Source organism: Formosa sp. A9, assembly GCF_051200825.1.
Lineage (GTDB): Bacteria > Bacteroidota > Bacteroidia > Flavobacteriales > Flavobacteriaceae > Formosa.
Map to the genome: position 1 here is coordinate 631,752 of NZ_CP195158.1, position 17,601 is coordinate 649,352.

17 protein-coding genes are annotated in these 17,601 nt (G+C 36.3%); 9 read left to right on the forward strand and 8 right to left on the reverse strand.

Going from position 1 to position 17,601, the window contains the following annotated elements; translation table 11 throughout:
* Genes ACR9EA_RS02605 through ACR9EA_RS02620 form a run of 4 tightly spaced genes read left to right on the forward strand, consistent with a single transcriptional unit; the run spans position 1 to position 3,439 of the window.
* Positions 1-1,215, forward strand: a complete 1,215-nt coding sequence (locus ACR9EA_RS02605; RefSeq protein ID WP_435137119.1) for a hypothetical protein — start codon at positions 1-3, stop codon at positions 1,213-1,215.
* A gap of 11 nt (positions 1,216-1,226) precedes the next feature.
* The gene (locus tag ACR9EA_RS02610; protein WP_435137121.1) at positions 1,227-1,562 is read left to right on the forward strand and encodes a hypothetical protein; all 336 of its coding nucleotides are present in this window, start codon (positions 1,227-1,229) and stop codon (positions 1,560-1,562) included.
* 2 nt (positions 1,563-1,564) lie between these two features.
* Positions 1,565-1,846 carry a hypothetical protein gene (locus tag ACR9EA_RS02615; protein ID WP_435137124.1) on the forward strand — a complete coding sequence of 94 codons (282 nt, stop codon included), beginning with the start codon at positions 1,565-1,567 and terminating at the stop codon, positions 1,844-1,846.
* 15 nt (positions 1,847-1,861) lie between these two features.
* Complete coding sequence (locus ACR9EA_RS02620; RefSeq protein WP_435137126.1) at positions 1,862-3,439, forward strand: PepSY-associated TM helix domain-containing protein; 1,578 nt, start codon at positions 1,862-1,864, stop codon at positions 3,437-3,439.
* Between the two features lie 84 nt (positions 3,440-3,523).
* Here ACR9EA_RS02620 and groL read toward each other — a convergent pair whose 3' ends face one another.
* From groL to miaB, 8 genes are all read right to left on the reverse strand, one after another.
* The gene (gene groL, locus ACR9EA_RS02625) at positions 3,524-5,155 is read right to left on the reverse strand and encodes a chaperonin GroEL (protein ID WP_435137129.1); all 1,632 of its coding nucleotides are present in this window, start codon (positions 5,153-5,155) and stop codon (positions 3,524-3,526) included.
* 200 nt (positions 5,156-5,355) lie between these two features.
* The gene (locus tag ACR9EA_RS02630) at positions 5,356-5,580 is read right to left on the reverse strand and encodes a four helix bundle protein (protein WP_435137132.1); all 225 of its coding nucleotides are present in this window, start codon (positions 5,578-5,580) and stop codon (positions 5,356-5,358) included.
* A gap of 40 nt (positions 5,581-5,620) precedes the next feature.
* Complete coding sequence (locus ACR9EA_RS02635; RefSeq protein ID WP_435137135.1) at positions 5,621-5,899, reverse strand: co-chaperone GroES; 279 nt, start codon at positions 5,897-5,899, stop codon at positions 5,621-5,623.
* A gap of 147 nt (positions 5,900-6,046) precedes the next feature.
* The gene (gene secG / locus ACR9EA_RS02640) at positions 6,047-6,403 is read right to left on the reverse strand and encodes a preprotein translocase subunit SecG (RefSeq protein WP_435137138.1); all 357 of its coding nucleotides are present in this window, start codon (positions 6,401-6,403) and stop codon (positions 6,047-6,049) included.
* Positions 6,403-7,344: a hypothetical protein gene (locus ACR9EA_RS02645; protein WP_435137140.1), complete on the reverse strand. Its 942-nt coding sequence runs from the start codon at positions 7,342-7,344 to the stop codon at positions 6,403-6,405. The genes secG and ACR9EA_RS02645 overlap by 1 nt, the downstream gene beginning before the upstream one ends.
* Before the next feature lie 7 nt (positions 7,345-7,351).
* Positions 7,352-7,858 (reverse strand): LptE family protein, encoded by a 507-nt coding sequence (locus ACR9EA_RS02650; RefSeq protein ID WP_435137142.1) that lies wholly within the window; start codon positions 7,856-7,858, stop codon positions 7,352-7,354.
* A gap of 4 nt (positions 7,859-7,862) precedes the next feature.
* The gene (locus ACR9EA_RS02655; protein ID WP_435137145.1) at positions 7,863-9,149 is read right to left on the reverse strand and encodes a sigma-54 interaction domain-containing protein; all 1,287 of its coding nucleotides are present in this window, start codon (positions 9,147-9,149) and stop codon (positions 7,863-7,865) included.
* Positions 9,150-9,176: 27 nt separating this feature from the next.
* Entirely contained in the window at positions 9,177-10,619 is a 1,443-nt protein-coding gene (gene miaB / locus ACR9EA_RS02660) for a tRNA (N6-isopentenyl adenosine(37)-C2)-methylthiotransferase MiaB (protein WP_435137147.1), read from the reverse strand.
* A 146-nt stretch (positions 10,620-10,765) separates the two neighbouring features.
* Between miaB and ACR9EA_RS02665 the strand changes: the two genes are divergently transcribed.
* The 5 genes from ACR9EA_RS02665 (at position 10,766) to gldL (ending at position 17,593) form a co-directional block, all read left to right on the forward strand.
* Positions 10,766-11,527: a hypothetical protein gene (locus tag ACR9EA_RS02665; RefSeq protein WP_435137150.1), complete on the forward strand. Its 762-nt coding sequence runs from the start codon at positions 10,766-10,768 to the stop codon at positions 11,525-11,527.
* A 141-nt stretch (positions 11,528-11,668) separates the two neighbouring features.
* The gene (topA, locus tag ACR9EA_RS02670; protein WP_435137152.1) at positions 11,669-14,161 is read left to right on the forward strand and encodes a type I DNA topoisomerase; all 2,493 of its coding nucleotides are present in this window, start codon (positions 11,669-11,671) and stop codon (positions 14,159-14,161) included.
* Entirely contained in the window at positions 14,162-15,331 is a 1,170-nt protein-coding gene (locus ACR9EA_RS02675) for a formimidoylglutamase (RefSeq protein WP_435137155.1), read from the forward strand.
* A 159-nt stretch (positions 15,332-15,490) separates the two neighbouring features.
* Positions 15,491-16,858, forward strand: a complete 1,368-nt coding sequence (gldK, locus tag ACR9EA_RS02680; protein ID WP_435137157.1) for a gliding motility lipoprotein GldK — start codon at positions 15,491-15,493, stop codon at positions 16,856-16,858.
* A gap of 87 nt (positions 16,859-16,945) precedes the next feature.
* Positions 16,946-17,593, forward strand: a complete 648-nt coding sequence (gene gldL, locus ACR9EA_RS02685; RefSeq protein ID WP_435137160.1) for a gliding motility protein GldL — start codon at positions 16,946-16,948, stop codon at positions 17,591-17,593.
* The last annotated feature ends 8 nt before the right edge of the window (positions 17,594-17,601 follow it).

Here is a 17,601-nt window from a genome sequence, read left to right on the forward strand (position 1 = left end):
ATGAAAACAAGAAATCAATTTAAATTATTAGCTATAGGTGCGATGTTGCTTTCGGGCTTAAGTTTCGTGTCTTGTTCTAGCGACGACGATAACAATAATTCGACACCAGATCCAGAATATGCCAAATATACAGTAAGTGCAGGTATTGATGGCGAAGGGTATTACACCATTACAGACGATTTAATGTCGGGAAATATTTCTATTGTAGGAAATGGCTCTGAAGGCTGGGCTAACTTATCGGTTACAGTAGATGGTTATTTGTATATTCTGAATAATACTGAAGGTTTAACAGAGAAGTACGAGTTAACCCCAAGCGGTCCTGTATTTATTGCTTCTATAGATAACGGTGTTTTAACAGCTGGAGCGTTTTTTAGGTATATACAGGTTGTAAACGATAGCGAAATATTGTTATTAAATAATCCTGGTGATAGTGGTGTGCCTTATGCTATTATAGATTTAGAGAGTTTTGGAGCAACAAGTTACGGATATATTACAATGCCTGTAATAGATGGTGTAGAAAATGTATGGTCTAATGCCGTAGTACAGGGTAGTAATATTTACTTCGGATCGTTATATAGTGATCCAGATTGGACTCAGGCTATCGAATCATTAGTGACAGTAAGGTTAGACTATCCATCTATGACGAATCCTGAAATTTTACAATCTAATGCATCTGCAGGATCTACAGCTGGTTATCGTACCAATGGATCGTTTGTAACTGAAAACGGCGATATCTACCAGTATAACATGACTAGCGAGTTGTGGAATGGAGGAGTAACAGATAAACCTTCGGTATTTGTTAGAATTAAGAATGGAAACTACGATGATTATGTATTTGACATTTCTGCCGAATTTAACGAATCAATTTCTATCTGGAATGCTTGGTATGCAGGAAATGGTATTGCTTATGCTAATATTGTACGTAATTCAGATGTGCCAACTTGGGGCGATTTGTTACAAAACACAGGTACGATAGTAGAAATAAACTTGAACAATAGAACTGTAACAGAATTAAACTTGCCTAAAGCTTCGTTTAGAGATATCTTTTCTTTGGATTGTGTAGAAGATGGTAAATTTTATATTCCTGTAAGTGTAACAGGTGGAGAAGCTCATATTTACGAAGTTAACATTGGCGGTGGCGCTAATGGGTTTACTCAAGGTGCGAAATTAGACGGTAGTAACGTTTATGTAAATGCCTTGTTTAAAAATTTCTAATCGATAATTTTATGTATAGCTTAGCATTTTGTTTGTCATTTCTATCGGTGTATTGCCTGTATGCCATTTCAGATCGGGTAGAGATAGAAAAAACAGGCGTTATGCTTTTATTACAGAAAAATAAAATGTTGAGCCTGCTTTTGTCTGGCTCAGCATTTTTATTTAGTACCTTCATTTTTGTTGCTAAAGTAAGTTTAGGGGTTGGTGTTTTTACTAGCTTATCTTTATGGATGGTGTTAGCTTGTTTAGTGGTTATTTGTATGCCTTTCAAAATTATTAAATGGATGCATATTGTGTTAACCGTTGTGGTAAGTTTTAGTACCGAATTAATAATGACTTACTTTTAATTATGCCGGCAAACAAAAAATATTTATCACAATCTTCTTGGTTCAAATTCGGTAAACTCACGGCAGCTATTTTAGGGAGTTTATTGGCTTCAGTCGCTATACATGCGGCTTTAGCAACTTGGTTAGACAGATCGGTAGTGCTCGCTACTGCTGTGTATTCTGGTTTTATTGTTTGGGTTGGGTTTATGCTCGTCACGTATTGGTTTCCTAAAGTTTGGCAGGCATGGTCTTTTTTAATAGGTATTGTAGCGTTATGTGCTATTGTTATTCTATTAGCAAAGTAACAAGTTTTAAATGCTATGAGTAATAGAGATTATAATGTGTTTTTTAATACACACACAGTAAGCGGAATTGTTATAAGCATAGGGCTTTATGTGATTTTCTTTGCAGGGGCTTTTACCTTGTTTATGCATAATATAGACCGCTGGGAAGCTAATGAAAAACCTCATGGTCTTACCTTAATAGATTACGATAAAGTGATTGCTAAGGTTAAAGCAGTTGGCTACGATATGCATGGGCGAAACCTGAGTATTTACGAGCATGATGGCGGCATTAATGTTTATTCTCGGCCTTTACGGGATACTACGTTGGTAAAAAGTAAGTTGGGTATTCTTGATCCTTTGGAAGCTAGTGGGCGTATCGATCTACATCTTAACGATAAAACGTATGAGGCATCTGCCCATAAAGTAATTTCTCAAAAGACTTTAGGCACCTTTCTTTACGATCTTCATTTTTTCGATCAAATTCCTACAGTTGGTTTTTATTTGGCAGGGCTTGTTGCTGTGTTTTTTTTGTTTGCCACTATTACAGGTGTGATTGTGCATTGGAAAAAAATTGTGTCGAACTTTTTTACGTTTCGTTTAAAATCTACTGTTAAACTCCTCTGGACAGATGCACACACTGCTCTAGGAATTATAGGTTTGCCTTTTCAACTTATGTACGCTATTACAGGGGCTATTTTTTGTTTGTTAGTTGTAATTTCGGTTCCTATAGATACGATACTTCCCGAAGAAAATACAGAAGAGGTTTCTTCAGAAATTAAGTCCGATTATAATCACGAGGAATTATCTATTAATGATGAGGTTGATTTAATATTATCTGATTTTTCTAATAAAAACATCGAAAGTGTTTACGCTTCAATTAAAAATTATCACGATAAAAATGCCGAGCTGGAAATTTATGTAGGTACAGAAGGGATTGAAAGTGTTTATAATTATAATAAAATGATTTATCGTATTTCCGATCATGAATTATTAGAGTACAAGTCGGCTTCAGAAGCACCTCTATACACCGAAGCCTCGTGGGATTTTATTCATATTATTCATTTTGGAGATTATGGCGGTATTTTGTTAAAAGTACTGTATTTTATACTGGCATTGCTTACCTGCGTGGTTATTATTTCGGGAGTGATGATTTGGCTGGTAGCACGCGATAAAAAGAGTTATTCGCATAAAGCGAAATTCAATAAAAATGTTGGTGCAATTTATCTTGGTTCCTGTTTAGGCCTATATCCTGCTATTGCCTTTATGTTTCTATTAACAAAAACGTTTCCTTTAGGAATGGCACAGCGTTTTGTTTGGATCAGTTGGTTGTTTCTGGCTTTTTGGGTAGGATATACGGTATATTCATTTGTTATAAAGAGCAACTTTAAAATCAATAGAAATGCTTTGGTTTTAGCTGGATTTATGGGAGTATTGATTCCCGTTTTTAATGGAATTCATTCTGGGTTATGGTTTTGGAAATCGTTTAAACTCGGGTATACGGATTCCTTTTTTGTGGATATTACTTGGTTGTTCTGCGGACTAGTTTCCTTATGGGTGGGTTTAAAAATACAACCACAAAAACAAAAGAGGGATTTGAAACTTCAGATGAAATAAAAAACGCCTCCTAAAATTATTAGGAAGCGTTTCATATTTAATTTCACTCAAATTTAAAAAAACTTGAGAGATGTAATTCTTGGTTTACATCATTCCAGGCATTCCACCGCCACCCATTGGAGGCATAGCAGGAGCATCTTCTTTAATGTCGATTAATGCACATTCTGTAGTTAAGATCATTCCAGATACAGATGCCGCATTTTCTAAAGCAATACGTGTTACTTTTTTAGGGTCTATAATACCTGCAGTAAGCATATCTACATAAGCTTCAGTTTTTGCATCGTAACCAAAGTTGTCTTTTCCTTCTAATACTTTTGAAACAACCACGCTACCTTCTCCGCCAGCGTTTTCAACAATAGTTCTTAAAGGAGACTCGATAGCACGAGCTACGATTTGAATTCCTGTAGCTTCATCGGCGTTGTCTGCGCTAATGGTTTCAAGTACAGCTTTAGCTCTTACTAAGGCTACACCACCACCAGCAACAATACCTTCTTCTACAGCTGCTCTTGTGGCATGTAAGGCATCATCTACGCGATCTTTTTTCTCTTTCATTTCAACTTCGCTAGCAGCACCAACGTAAAGTACAGCAACACCACCAGCTAGTTTAGCTAAACGCTCTTGAAGCTTTTCTTTGTCGTAATCGCTAGTTGTAGATTCGATTTGAGATTTAATTTGGTTAACACGATTCTTAATCATGTCTTTATCTCCAGAACCATTTACTACTGTAGTATTATCTTTGTCGATAGATACGCGCTCGGCAGTACCTAACATGTCTACAGTAGCGTTTTCTAAAGTAAATCCTCTTTCTTCAGAAATAACTGTTCCGCCAGTTAAAATAGCGATGTCTTCTAACATAGCTTTACGACGGTCTCCAAAACCAGGGGCTTTAACCGCAGCTATTTTTAACGAACCACGTAATTTGTTAACTACTAAAGTTGCAAGCGCTTCACCATCTACATCTTCTGCTATAATTAATAATGGTTTTCCAGATTGTGCTACTGGTTCTAAAACAGGAAGTAAATCCTTCATTGTAGATACTTTTTTATCGTACAATAAAATGTAAGGATTTTCTAAATCTGTAATCATTTTTTCGCTGTCGGTTACAAAGTAAGGCGATAAATAACCTCTGTCGAATTGCATACCTTCAACAACATCTACATAAGTGTCTGTTCCTTTAGCTTCTTCAACAGTTATTACACCTTCTTTACCAACTTTACCAAACGCCATGGCAATTAAATCGCCAATAACATCGTCGTTGTTAGCAGAAATTGCTGCAACTTGCTTTATTTTTTCTGAAGAATCTCCAACTTCTTTGGTTTGTTTGGCTAGATCTTCAACAATAGCTTCAACAGCTTTGTCGATACCGCGTTTTAAATCCATTGGATTTGCGCCAGCAGCAACGTTTTTTAAGCCTTCTTTAACGATAGCTTGAGCTAAAACAGTAGCGGTAGTTGTACCGTCTCCAGCAAGATCGTTGGTTTTAGAGGCTACTTCTTTAACCATTTGCGCGCCCATGTTTTCTAGAGCGTCTTCTAATTCGATTTCTTTAGCAACCGAAACACCGTCTTTAGTTACATTTGGAGCTCCGAAAGAACGTCCTATAATTACGTTTCTACCTTTTGGCCCTAATGTTACTTTTACTGCGTTTGCTAAAGCGTCTACACCGCGTTTTAATCCGTCGCGAGCTTCAATATCAAATTTTATGTCTTTTGCCATTTTATTTTAAAATTGCAGTAGGCAATAGGCTGTAAGCGTTAAGCGATAGGCTTTATGCTTTTGGCCTTTGTCTACTTGGTTAACTTTTGTTTTAAAGTGAATATTTTTTTCTTAATAAGGTTAATGTTTTGGTTAAGTTGAATAAAATCTTGCTCTAAGATGTAATTTAAATCTTTCGCAAGTATTAATAAATATTCAACTTAGTTTGCTGAGCCTAAAGCAATAGCGAGGAATCGGTTGAAATCTTTGTCACTATCTCTTCCGCAGCCTTCACTAATATTTGTTGGGATGGAGGCGGAAGCTCGTCTTAATTGCGAAGTCAATCCAAATAACTCTTCTTGTGGAAAATTACTGGTTAACTTGTAAATTTCTAGAGTAAGCGAATGACTTAGTTTCCAAATGTCGTATTTTTTAAAATCCCTCATAAGCCTATTGCTTAAAGCTTACTGCCTAAAGCCAAAAGCATTAAATAATTGCCATGATGTCGTCTTCGCGCATCATTAGGTAATCTTTACCTTCAAGTTTTAATTCGGAACCAGAGTATTTACCGTAAAGTACGGTGTCTCCAATTTTTACAGTAAGTGGTTCATCTTTTTTACCAGTACCAACAGCAACAACGGTACCTTTGTGTTGTTTTTCTTGTGCTGAATCTGGAATGAATAATCCAGATGCTGTTTGAGTTTCTGCAGGAAGTGGTTCTACCAGAACGCGGTCTGCAAGTGGTGTGATGTTTACTTTACTCATGTTATTATATTTTTTTAATAGTTTATGATTTACTGAACTGTACATTTCGAAAATTATGCCAAGTTAATAGGACTGACAAACTTTCAGAAACAAAAAATGCCAACGTAAACACGTTGGCATTTTTTATATAAGTTTAATGAGTTTTGCTTATTCTGCACTGTCATCTGTAGCAGGTGTTTCTGTTGTAGTTGCCGGAGCTGCAGGCGTGTTTGGTAACGGTTGCGCTGTAGACTCGGTATCTAATGCTTTAGATTCAACACTGCCAGAACCTCTGTTTATAGCTACGTTAGATAATAAAATTAAAACAAGCATTAAGGTCGCTAATGTCCAGGTACTTTTGTCTAAGAAATCGGTCGTTTTTTTAACACCACCAATTTGCTGAGAACCGCCGCCGCCAAAAGAAGACGATAATCCGCCACCTTTAGGGTTTTGTACCATAATAACTACAATTAATAGAAAGGCTACGACAACGATTAGGAATAAAAATATAGTAAACGTACTCATTAGTTTTTTGTATTTTGTTCTTGTATTTTTTTTATTGCTTTAATTTGGTCTGCAAAGAAACCACTTTTTTCTGGATATTTCAAACTTAAAATGTTATAAGATTGAATTGCTTTTTTATAGTTTTTTTGTTCGACATAAATTCGGGCCAAAGTCTCTGTCATTAACGATTCCGAAGGGATCATTTGTGATTCGGCAAGATTTTGATTTGGAGTAGTTGTCGATTTTTTAGGATCTATTTTAGGGCTAGAAGAAATAAATTTATCAATCAATTCAAATTTTTTAGCCTTAACAGGGCACGATTGCGTTTCTGTTTCGTCTTCTGTGTTGCTAGATGTTTCTGTGTCAGGTCTGTTAACGGGTGTAAATTGGGCAAGTTTTAACCATTCGTTAAACGAGTGGGTTTCGGCTTTATTAAATTCTAGAGGCTTGCCAATTTCCAGAACACTTTCTGGAGATTGATTGCTGTTGCTGTTAGTCGCGTTGGTAGTATTTGGACTTTCTAAAGTAAAACTAGAAATTTTTGAAGGCGTTACTTTTGGCTGAAATAATTCAGGATCCAATACGCCTTCGGTGTCATCAATATGTTGTTTTAAAGTATCGTCTATAGATGTTTTTTTGTTTACTGAAATATCGTCTACATTTACTTCTAAATCTTTTAAATGCGCCGTGTTTTGTTTTATAAATTCCGATACGGCATTTTGAAGAAACACTTCGGATGTTATAAAATCGAACAAAATACTTCTGTCTGTTGTATAGGCTGCTGTTGTTTTTAGTGCCTGATTATATTTGAAGCTTTCGGTTGTTTTTAGACCTTTTAAATGCAATGCTCTAGCAGGTTGAAAATACGGGAATTCTTCGAGCACACTTTGCAAGGCCTCGGTATGGGTAGCTGTTATGGTTTCTGGCTGTTGTAATATGTCTGTAAAGTCTGAAAGCGTCATATTTACATTACCATTGCGCTAGTGAAGCATTAAAAATATCCTGAGTTAAGCGTTCGAAAATTTCGTCGTGAGCAGTAGTTTTGGTCGATCCTGTTAATAGATCGCTGCCTTGGTAATCGTAAAAAAACGAGAAACGTTTCTCGAAATCGGCATCTTCGTCTTGCTTATTGTAAAAGCGCACATTAACCGAAATGGTTAAGCGGTTTTGCGCTGCTGTATTTTGAGCTGTTGCTGTAGTTGGAGAAATTCTATACTCAACTATTTCGCCTTCGTAAACCAAATCGCCATTAGATTTTACTAATTGTAAATTGGTTTGGTTTAATAGTAAATCGGTTAACGCATTCGTGAAATCTAAATCTAAACCAGGTTCTATTAAATTAGAGTTGTTTTGAAAATAGTTAACCTGAAATGTTTTTGTGTTTGGGTTAACTTTTGCTCCTGTAAAGGAATAGACACCACAGCCAACTAGGCTAATTGTTATGCAAAGTAGTACAAAATAATGTTTAATGTTCATGCTTTTATAGGTCGTACTGTTTTATTTTTCGGTATAATGTGCGTTCGCTAATACCAAGTTCGGCTGCTGCCAATTTACGTTTTCCTTGGTGGCGCTCCAACGATTTTTTAATCAATTCTAATTCCTTGTCTTGTAAAGATAATGTTTCTTCTTCTTCAATTTCCTCTGCAAAATGATATTTGTCTAACGCATTATTACTAGGGTCTATTAAAGCGGTATTGGCGGGTTCTGGTATGGAAAGGATTTCTAAATCGTCTTCAGTATTGTTGTCGTAAGTTGTATCGTCGTATTCTGCATCCGATTCGTTACCGTAAATTTTCTGAATTAAAGATTCGTTGTCTTTCTGAACGTTTTTATCGTTACCATGTTTCATAAGTTCCATGGTTAATTTCTTTAAGTCGTTCAAATCACTTTTCATATCAAACAATACCTTGTAAAGAATTTCGCGTTCGCTACTAAAGTCGCTTTCCGATTTGGTGCTCGAAATAACAGCGGGTAAATTAGAGCTTGTTTCTGGAAGGTATGTTTTTAAGGTTTGAGCATTAATGGTTCTGTTTTCTTCCAAAACGGAAATTTGCTCGGCCACATTTCGTAATTGTCTAATGTTACCGTTCCATCTAAATTTTAAAAGTAGGGCAGCGGCATCATCGGTTAATTTTACCGTTGGCATTTTATATTTTAAAGCAAAGTCGCTCGCAAACTTTCTGAATAGTAAGTGGATGTCCTCTTGCCTATCGCGTAATGGTGGTAAGCTTATTTCTACAGTGCTTAAACGGTAGTAAAGATCTTCTCTAAACTTTCCTTTTTCTATGGCTTCAAACATGTTTACGTTGGTAGCAGCCACTATACGTACATTGGTTTTTTGTACTTTACTAGAACCTACTTTTATAAATTCTCCGTTTTCTAAAACACGCAATAGTCGTACTTGAGTGGTGAGTGGTAATTCGCCAACTTCGTCTAAAAAAATGGTGCCACCATCGGCAACTTCAAAATAACCGCTACGGGTTTGAGTGGCTCCGGTAAATGCACCTTTTTCGTGTCCAAACAATTCGCTGTCTATCGTGCCCTCTGGAATAGCTCCGCAGTTAACAGCAATGTACTTACCGTGTTTTCTGTGGGATAACTGATGGATGATTTTAGGAATACTTTCTTTACCTACACCGCTTTCTCCTGTAACTAGAACCGAAATATCTGTCGGGGCCACTTGTATGGCTTTTTCGATGGCACGATTAAGTTTATGGTCGTTACCTATAATTCCGAAACGTTGTTTTATGGCTTGAACTGATTCCATATATTGATGTTTAGCTTTTGGTTAAAATTAAAGGTTAGATAATGCAATACCTTCTCCTATTAATGTAGCACTTGTGCAATCTGTAATTTTTACAGTTACAAAATCGCCTATTTTAAAGTCGCCTTTAGGAAATACGGCAGTAGTGTTTTGCGAAGTTCTTCCAGACCAGTGTTCATTAGATTTTTTAGATTCTTTTTCAACTAAAACTTCTACTTCAGAATTAAGATATGCTCGGGTTCTTATTTCGCTGTGTTTACGTTGTAATTGCACAATATCGTCTAGGCGTTTTTTCTTGATGTCCAGCGGAATGTCGTCTTCCATTTTACGTTCGGCTAAAGTGCCAGGTCGCTCGGAGTAGTAAAACATATAACCGAAATCGTATTTAACGTATTCCATTAAACTTAAGGTGTCTTGGTGGTCTTGGTCAGTTTCTGTAGGGAAACCAGCAATTAAATCGTGACTAATAGCACAATCTGGTATTATGCGATAAATATTGTCTATTAACTCGAAATATTCTTCTCTGGTATGTAAACGGTTCATGGCTTTTAAAATACGGTCACTACCACTTTGCACTGGTAAGTGTATGTGTTTGCAAATGTTTTTGTATTTGGCCATGGTTTCTATAACATCTAAAGTGAAATCTTGTGGATTAGAAGTTGAGAAACGAATACGCATTTTTGGTTGGGCCTTGGCACAAAGTTCTAGAAGTTTAGCAAAATTAACAGCAGTTGCTTTTTGCATATCTGAAGCTTTTTCAAAATCTTTTTTAAGTCCGCCGCCGTACCATAAATAACTGTCTACGTTTTGGCCTAAAAGAGTGATTTCCTTAAAACCTTTATCCCATAAATCGTTTATTTCTTCTAAAATACTTTGTGGGTCACGGCTTCGTTCGCGCCCGCGGGTAAATGGTACAACGCAAAATGTACACATATTGTCGCAACCTCTGGTTATAGAAACAAAGGCTGTTACACCGTTGCTGTTTAGTCTAACGGGAGAGATGTCTCCGTAAGTTTCTTCTTTAGAAAGTATAACGTTTATAGCATCGCGGCCTTCATCGACTTCGGCAAGTAAATTGGGTAAATCTTTATAGGCGTCTGGGCCAACAACAAGATCTACAATTTTTTCTTCTTCTAGGAATTTGCTTTTTAAACGCTCGGCCATACAACCTAATACCCCTACTTTCATGCCTGGGTTTATTTTTTTAACAGCATTGTATTTTTCTAAACGTTTGCGTACGGTTTGTTCTGCTTTATCTCTAATAGAGCAGGTGTTAACCAAAACTAAATCGGCATCTTCTAAACTCTGCGTGGTATTATAGCCTTGGTTTGATAGTATTGATGCTACAATTTCGCTATCACTAAAATTCATAGAGCAGCCGTAACTTTCTATAAATAATTTACGTTTGTTTTCCGTTTTCTGTTCAAGTACAAGGGCTTCACCTTGTTTGCTTTCATCTATAGTCTTTTCCATAATTATCCCCGAAAAAAATAGGTATCAGTCAATAAGTGTGCAAAGATACAATTAAAATTAAGTTTAGTGACAAAGTGTCAGTTTAAAATTTCTTGTTTTTTTGTTAAAAAGTACTTTTTTTACAGCCAACTAAACCTAACCTTATTATGAATACCAAAATAGAACAAAAAATCGCGCAAGCTCCAGAATTAGATTTTGGAACAATTTTTAGTAATTGTATAGAGCTCTTTAAAAAAGTATGGTTGCAAGGCTTGATTACCTTGGTGCTTACCTTGGCTTTAATGCTCCCTTTTTACTTTATAATTTATACGCCATTAATAGCGGTAGACATTATAGATCCCGATGCCTTTAAAAATAGTATAGATAGTAACCCTATTTTACTTATTCCATTTGTTCTTGTTTTTATAGTGTTTATGATTTTTGCTGCAGCCATAAGTTTAGCAATGCAAGCTGCATTTTACAGAATTTGTAAGCAGAAAGATTTGAATGAAAACACTAAAGACGATTATTTCTATTACTTTAAGAAGCCTTATTTGCTAAAGTTGATTACGTTGGCGTTGGTTACGGTGATTATTTCAGTTTTATGTACAATGCTATGTGTATTACCTCTTATTTATGCTATTGTACCAGTATCATTTTTTGTGGTTGTTTTTGCATTCAATCCAGAAATGACGGTGTCAGACATTGTGAAAACCAGCTTTAAAATTGGTAATAAAAAATGGTTGATAACCTTTGGGCTTATTCTAGTTTGCGGGGTGTTGGCTCAAATAGTAGGTTTATTAATGTGTTTTGTGGGTGTGTTCTTAACAAGTTCGTTTTCTTACTTACCTATTTATTTTATTTATAAGCACGTTGTCGGTTTTAACGATGAAGAAAGTGTAAATGATATTAAAGAATTAGAGCTTTAAAATCTTTAAAACGCAGTGTTGTTTTTAGGATAATAATTGGTAAATAAGCAGTTATTATTTGCAGATTATCGTGCGGAAAGCGTATAAAATTAGGATGATGTATTTTTTTTGATTTACATTTGTAGCACCAAAAAAATAAAAATGGCGAAGAATTTAGTAATAGTGGAGTCTCCTGCAAAGGCCAAGACGATCGAAAAATTTTTAGGTAAAGATTATAAAGTAGAATCTAGTTTTGGGCATATTGCCGATTTGCCTTCTAAAGAATTAGGGGTAGATGTAGATGGCGATTTTAGTCCGAAATATCAAGTTTCAAGCGATAAAAAGGCCGTTGTAAAGAAATTGAAAGACCTTTCTAAAAAAGCTGAAACGGTTTGGTTAGCAAGTGATGAGGATCGCGAAGGAGAGGCTATTGCTTGGCATTTAGCCGAGACCCTAAAGTTAGATAAGGCTAAAACAAAACGTATTGTTTTTCACGAAATTACTAAATCGGCCATACAAAAGGCTATCGAAAACCCTAGAGGAATCGATTATCATTTAGTCGATGCGCAGCAAGCTCGCCGCGTATTAGATCGTATTGTAGGTTACGAACTTTCGCCTGTATTGTGGCGTAAGGTTAAAGGCGGTTTGTCTGCAGGACGAGTACAGTCGGTTTCTGTGCGATTAATTGTGGAGCGCGAACGCGAAATTCAAGCGTTTACTCCAGAGGCCTCTTACCGAATAGATGCTGAATTTTCCAACGAATCTGGTCAGACTTTTAAAGCTAAACTACCAAAAACGTTTGCAACTAAAGAAGAGGCATTTGCCTTTTTGGAGTCTAATGCTTCAGCAAGTTTTAAAGTTGCCGATTTAGAGAAAAAGCCAGCAAAAAAATCGCCTGCGGCACCATTTACCACGTCTACTTTACAGCAAGAGGCTGCTCGTAAATTATATTTTTCGGTAAGTAAAACCATGACCTTAGCTCAACGTTTATACGAAGCGGGTCTTATTACTTATATGAGAACCGATAGTGTGAATTTATCGGACGAAGCTCGAAAAGGAGCTCAGGCAGAGATTGAAAATGCATATGGTAAGAAATTTTCTAAGCCAAGAAATTATACTGGAAAAGCTAAGGGAGCACAAGAGGCACACGAAGCTATTCGACCAACAGATTTTGCTTTACATTCTGTAGATATCGATCGCGATCAAGCACGATTATACGAATTAATATGGAAGCGAGCCATAGCCTCGCAAATGAGCGAAGCAGAGTTAGAGCGCACTAATGTTAAAATTTCGGCTTCAACCCATAGCGAATTGTTTACAGCTAACGGAGAGGTAATTACTTTCGAAGGCTTTTTAAAAGTGTATCTAGAGGGTACAGACGATGAGGATTCCGAGCAGGATGGTATGTTGCCCGCAATGAAAGTTAACGAGACTTTGTTGAATAGTTTCATTACTGCGACACAACGTTACACGCGTCCGCCATATCGTTATACAGAAGCTTCTTTAGTTAAAAAATTAGAAGAGTTAGGTATTGGTCGTCCGTCTACTTATGCGCCAACTATTTCTACCATTCAAAATAGAAATTACGTAGAAAAAGGAACTATTGAGGGCGAGGAACGCGAATACACTCAAATAACTCTAAAAAATGGTGAGGTAAAAGATAAGTTGCTCACCGAAAAAGTAGGCTCAGATAAAGGTAAACTGGTACCGACCGATATTGGTATGATTGTTACCGATTTTTTGGTGAATCATTTTGAAAGCATTTTAGATTACAATTTTACGGCTAAAGTAGAAGAGAATTTTGATGATATTGCTGAAGGTAAAGAAGACTGGACTAAAATGATGAAGAATTTTTATAAAGATTTTCATCCACATGTAAAAGATGTTCAGGAGAATGCCGATCGCGAATCTGGAGAGCGTATTTTAGGAACAGATCCTAAATCAGGACGTCCCGTGAGTGTACGTTTAGGTAAATTTGGTCCGATGGCACAAATTGGTGCAGCAGACGATGAAGACAAGCAGTTTGCAAGTTTATCGCCAGAGCAACAGTTAAACACCATAACGTTCGAGGAGGCTTTAGATTTGTTTAAACTACCAAAAGCTTTAGGCGAGTTTGAAGGGCAGGCGGTCGAGGTTAATAATGGCCGTTTTGGACCTTACGTGAAATTTGGTGATGCTTACATTTCAATCCCTAAAGGAGTGGAAGCTTTAGATTTGGAATTGCAAGATGCCATAGTACTTATTAAAGAGAAGCAAAAAGCCGATGCACCTATATATATGTACAACGATTTGCCAGTACAAAAAGGTAAAGGCCGTTTCGGGCCATATATAAAATGGAACAATATGTTTATTAATGTAAACAAGAAATACGATTGGGATAATTTATCCGATGATGATATTGTAACATTAATAGAAGAAAAAATTCAGAAAGAAATAGATAAAGTCGTTCATAATTGGGAAGACGAAGGTATTCGTGTAGAAAAAGCCCGATGGGGACGACATAATGTAATAAAAGGTAAAGTTAAAGTAGAATTAGACAAAACAGTAGATGCTACTAAAATAACCTTAGATGAGGCTAAAGCTTTAATTGAAGCTAAAACGCCAAAACGAAAAACTGCTGCAAAAAAGAAGAAAACCCCTGCAAAAAAGAAATAAATGGCAGACCTTAACTTCTTGGTACCTGTACCAGATATGGTTTTAGCACATACAGAACTATTATCGCCACAGGCCTTTGGAAGAAAATTGAAAATTCACACCAAACAAAATGGTATTCCCGAGCTCGACCAAGTGTCGATTGCAATTATTGGTGTTTTAGAAAATAGAAACGATGTTAATTATATTGGCGAAACGTTTAACCTAAACGAAGTAAGGCAAGCCTTGTACAAATTGTTTCCTGGTAGTTGGAGTTCTGTAGTAGCCGATTTAGGCGATATACCAAAAGGCGAAACTCTAGAGGATACATATTTTGCTGTAAAGGAAACTGTCACTGAATTGGTGAAAGCCAATATTATTCCTATTATCCTAGGCGGTAGTCAAGATCTTACTTACCCAATGTATCGTGCTTTCGATAGCCTGATACCTATGGTAAATATTGTTAATGTCGATTCTAAATTCGATTTAGGGGATTCTTCAAAACCTATGAAGAATGATAGTTTTGTAGGTAAAATTATTTTAGAAGAACCATACAATTTATTCAACTACGCCACTATAGGCTATCAAACCTATTTCAATTCTCAAGAAGAAATAGATTTGATGGAGAAGTTGTACTTCGAATCGTATCGATTAGGCGAGGTGTCTAACGATATTACTTTGGTAGAACCAGCCATGCGTGATGCCAACATTGTAAGTGTCGATTTGGGAGCTATGAAAGCTTCCGAAGTTAGTTTAAATCAAAAAGTATCGCCAAATGGTTTAGATGGTAAAGAAATTTGTGCCATTACACGCTATGCGGGGATCAGTAATAAAGTAAGTGCTTTAGGGATTTTTGAGTATAAACCATCTAAAGACGACGAAATTACCTGTGTATTAATAGCTCAAATGATCTGGTATTTTATAGAAGGCTACAATAATAGAGTGAACGATACCGATTTTAAAGATGAAAATATCTACCAAAAATTCATTACCTTAGTAGACTCCCAAGAACTCAATTTTTATAAAAGCATCAAAACTGGACGCTGGTGGATTGAGATTCCTTTTTTGAATGAAATCAATAATAAATTAAAACGTCATACGTTATTACCATGCATGCATCAAGATTATTTAGATGCTTGCAATAATATCATCCCAGAAAGATGGTATAAAGCGTATCAGAAAAATTGCGTTTAAATGCATAAAAACAAGACGAAATGTACCGTTCATCGATTAAATGCATGTTTTTTACGATGAAATGAGTAAATTTTCCTCAAAAAAGTTGTTTTTTAGAAAATATATAAATATGTTTACGCTCACAAAAATTTAGGTACTAATAATAACCTCGAGTTTTCTATGGATATGAAAAAGTTTGTTTTATTAACAGTTGTTTTAGCAGTATTAACCAGTTGTGGCTCCGGAGATAGGGGAGAATTGGTTGGAGTACAAGGAAAGAGATGGCACCCAGAAAAGCCTTATGGAATGACACTAGTTCCTGGCGGATCGTTTATAATGGGTAAAGCCGATGATGATGTAGCAGCCATTCAGGATGCGCCATCAAAAACAGTAACGGTGCGTGCATTTTATATGGACGAAACCGAAATTACCAATAGCGAATACCGTCAATTTGTAAATTGGGTTCGCGATTCTATTATCAGAACCCGTTTGGCAATCTTGGCCGACGAGGTTGGTAAAACCCCAGAAGATGGTGGTATAGGTGAGTATGCATTTACAGATGCAGATACCGCAAGTATGACCGTTTACGAAAAGTATATGTTGGATAACTATAGTGGTCTTGGCCCAACAGGATACGAAGGCAGAAAATTAAACAAAAACGTAGATCTTGTTTTTGATACTGCAGAGTATCCAGACGAGTATTATACCGAAGTAATGGATACCATGTATATTCCTTTAGAAGAATCTTACAACGGGCAGCGTACTTGGGATGTTACGAAGTTTAAATTTCAGTATACCTACTTAGATATTCAAAAGGCAGCTAAGAATAAAAATCTAAAACGTAGCGATGCTATTGTACAAGAAGAAGTAGAAGTGTATCCAGATACAACAGCTTGGATTAGAGACTTCGCTTATTCTTACAACGAGCCAATGCATAACGATTATTTTTGGCACGATGCTTATGGAGACTATCCTGTAGTAGGTGTGAGCTGGAAACAAGCCAATGCATTCTGCCAGTGGAGAACCTTATATAAAAATTCGTATCAAAAAGATAAGAAGAGACAGTATGTAAACTCATTCAGATTACCATCTGAAGCTGAGTGGGAGTATGCTGCTCGCGGTGGTTTACAAGCTGCTACATTCCCTTGGGGAGGGCCTTATGCTAAAAACGACAGAGGTTGTTTTATGGCAAACTTTAAGCCTTTACGAGGTGATTACGCTGCAGACCAAGCTTTGTATACAGTAGAGGCAAAGTCTTACGAGCCTAACGATTATAACTTATATAACATGGCAGGTAACGTGTCCGAATGGGTACATTCGTCTTACGATCCAGCATCTTACGAGTATTCATCAACCATTAATCCAAGTGTAAACGACCCAAGCAACCAACGTAAAGTGGTGCGTGGCGGATCTTGGAAAGATGTTGCATACTTTTTACAAGTAAGTTCTAGAGATTACGAATACGCAGATTCTGCAAGAAGTTACATAGGCTTTAGAACCGTACAAGATTACATGGGTACAGATATTACCAGTAATTCTAACCGATAATTAAATTAAACTAAAACCCCTTTTATTCATTATTAAAATTAATCAACCACATTTAGGGAAATTCCTTAAATCTTAAAATTAGAAATTATGGCACAATCAAAAGCAAGTAAAAGATTCATGAACATGGCTTATGGCCTTGGAGCATCAGTAGTAATTATTGGAGCATTATTTAAAATTACTCACTTCGAATTAGGACCTTTAACAGGTAACGTAATGTTAACTATTGGTCTGGTTTCAGAAGCAATCATTTTCGCAATATCGGCATTCGAGCCTGTAGAAGAAGAATTAGATTGGTCTTTAGTATACCCAGAATTATCTGGAGGACAAAAAACAGCAAGAGCTAAAAAAGAAGAGCCTAAAGATGCTGATGGTTTATTATCTAAAAAATTAGACAACTTATTAAAAGAAGCTAAAATTGATGGTGAATTAATGGCTAGCTTAGGCCAAAGCATTAAAAACTTTGAAGGTGCAGCAAAAGGTATTAACCCAACAGTAGATTCTATTGCAGCAACTAAAAAATATGGCGAAGAAATGTCTGTAGCAGCCTCTCAAATGGAGTCGTTAAACAGCTTATACAAAGTACAATTAGAAAGTGTAAGTCGTCAAGCAACAATCAACCAAGAGTCTGTAGAGAATGCACAAAAATTAAAAGATCAAATGCAATCTTTAGCGTCTAACTTATCATCATTAAATGGTGTTTATGGAGGTATGCTTTCTGCAATGAACAAAAAATAACTAATTAG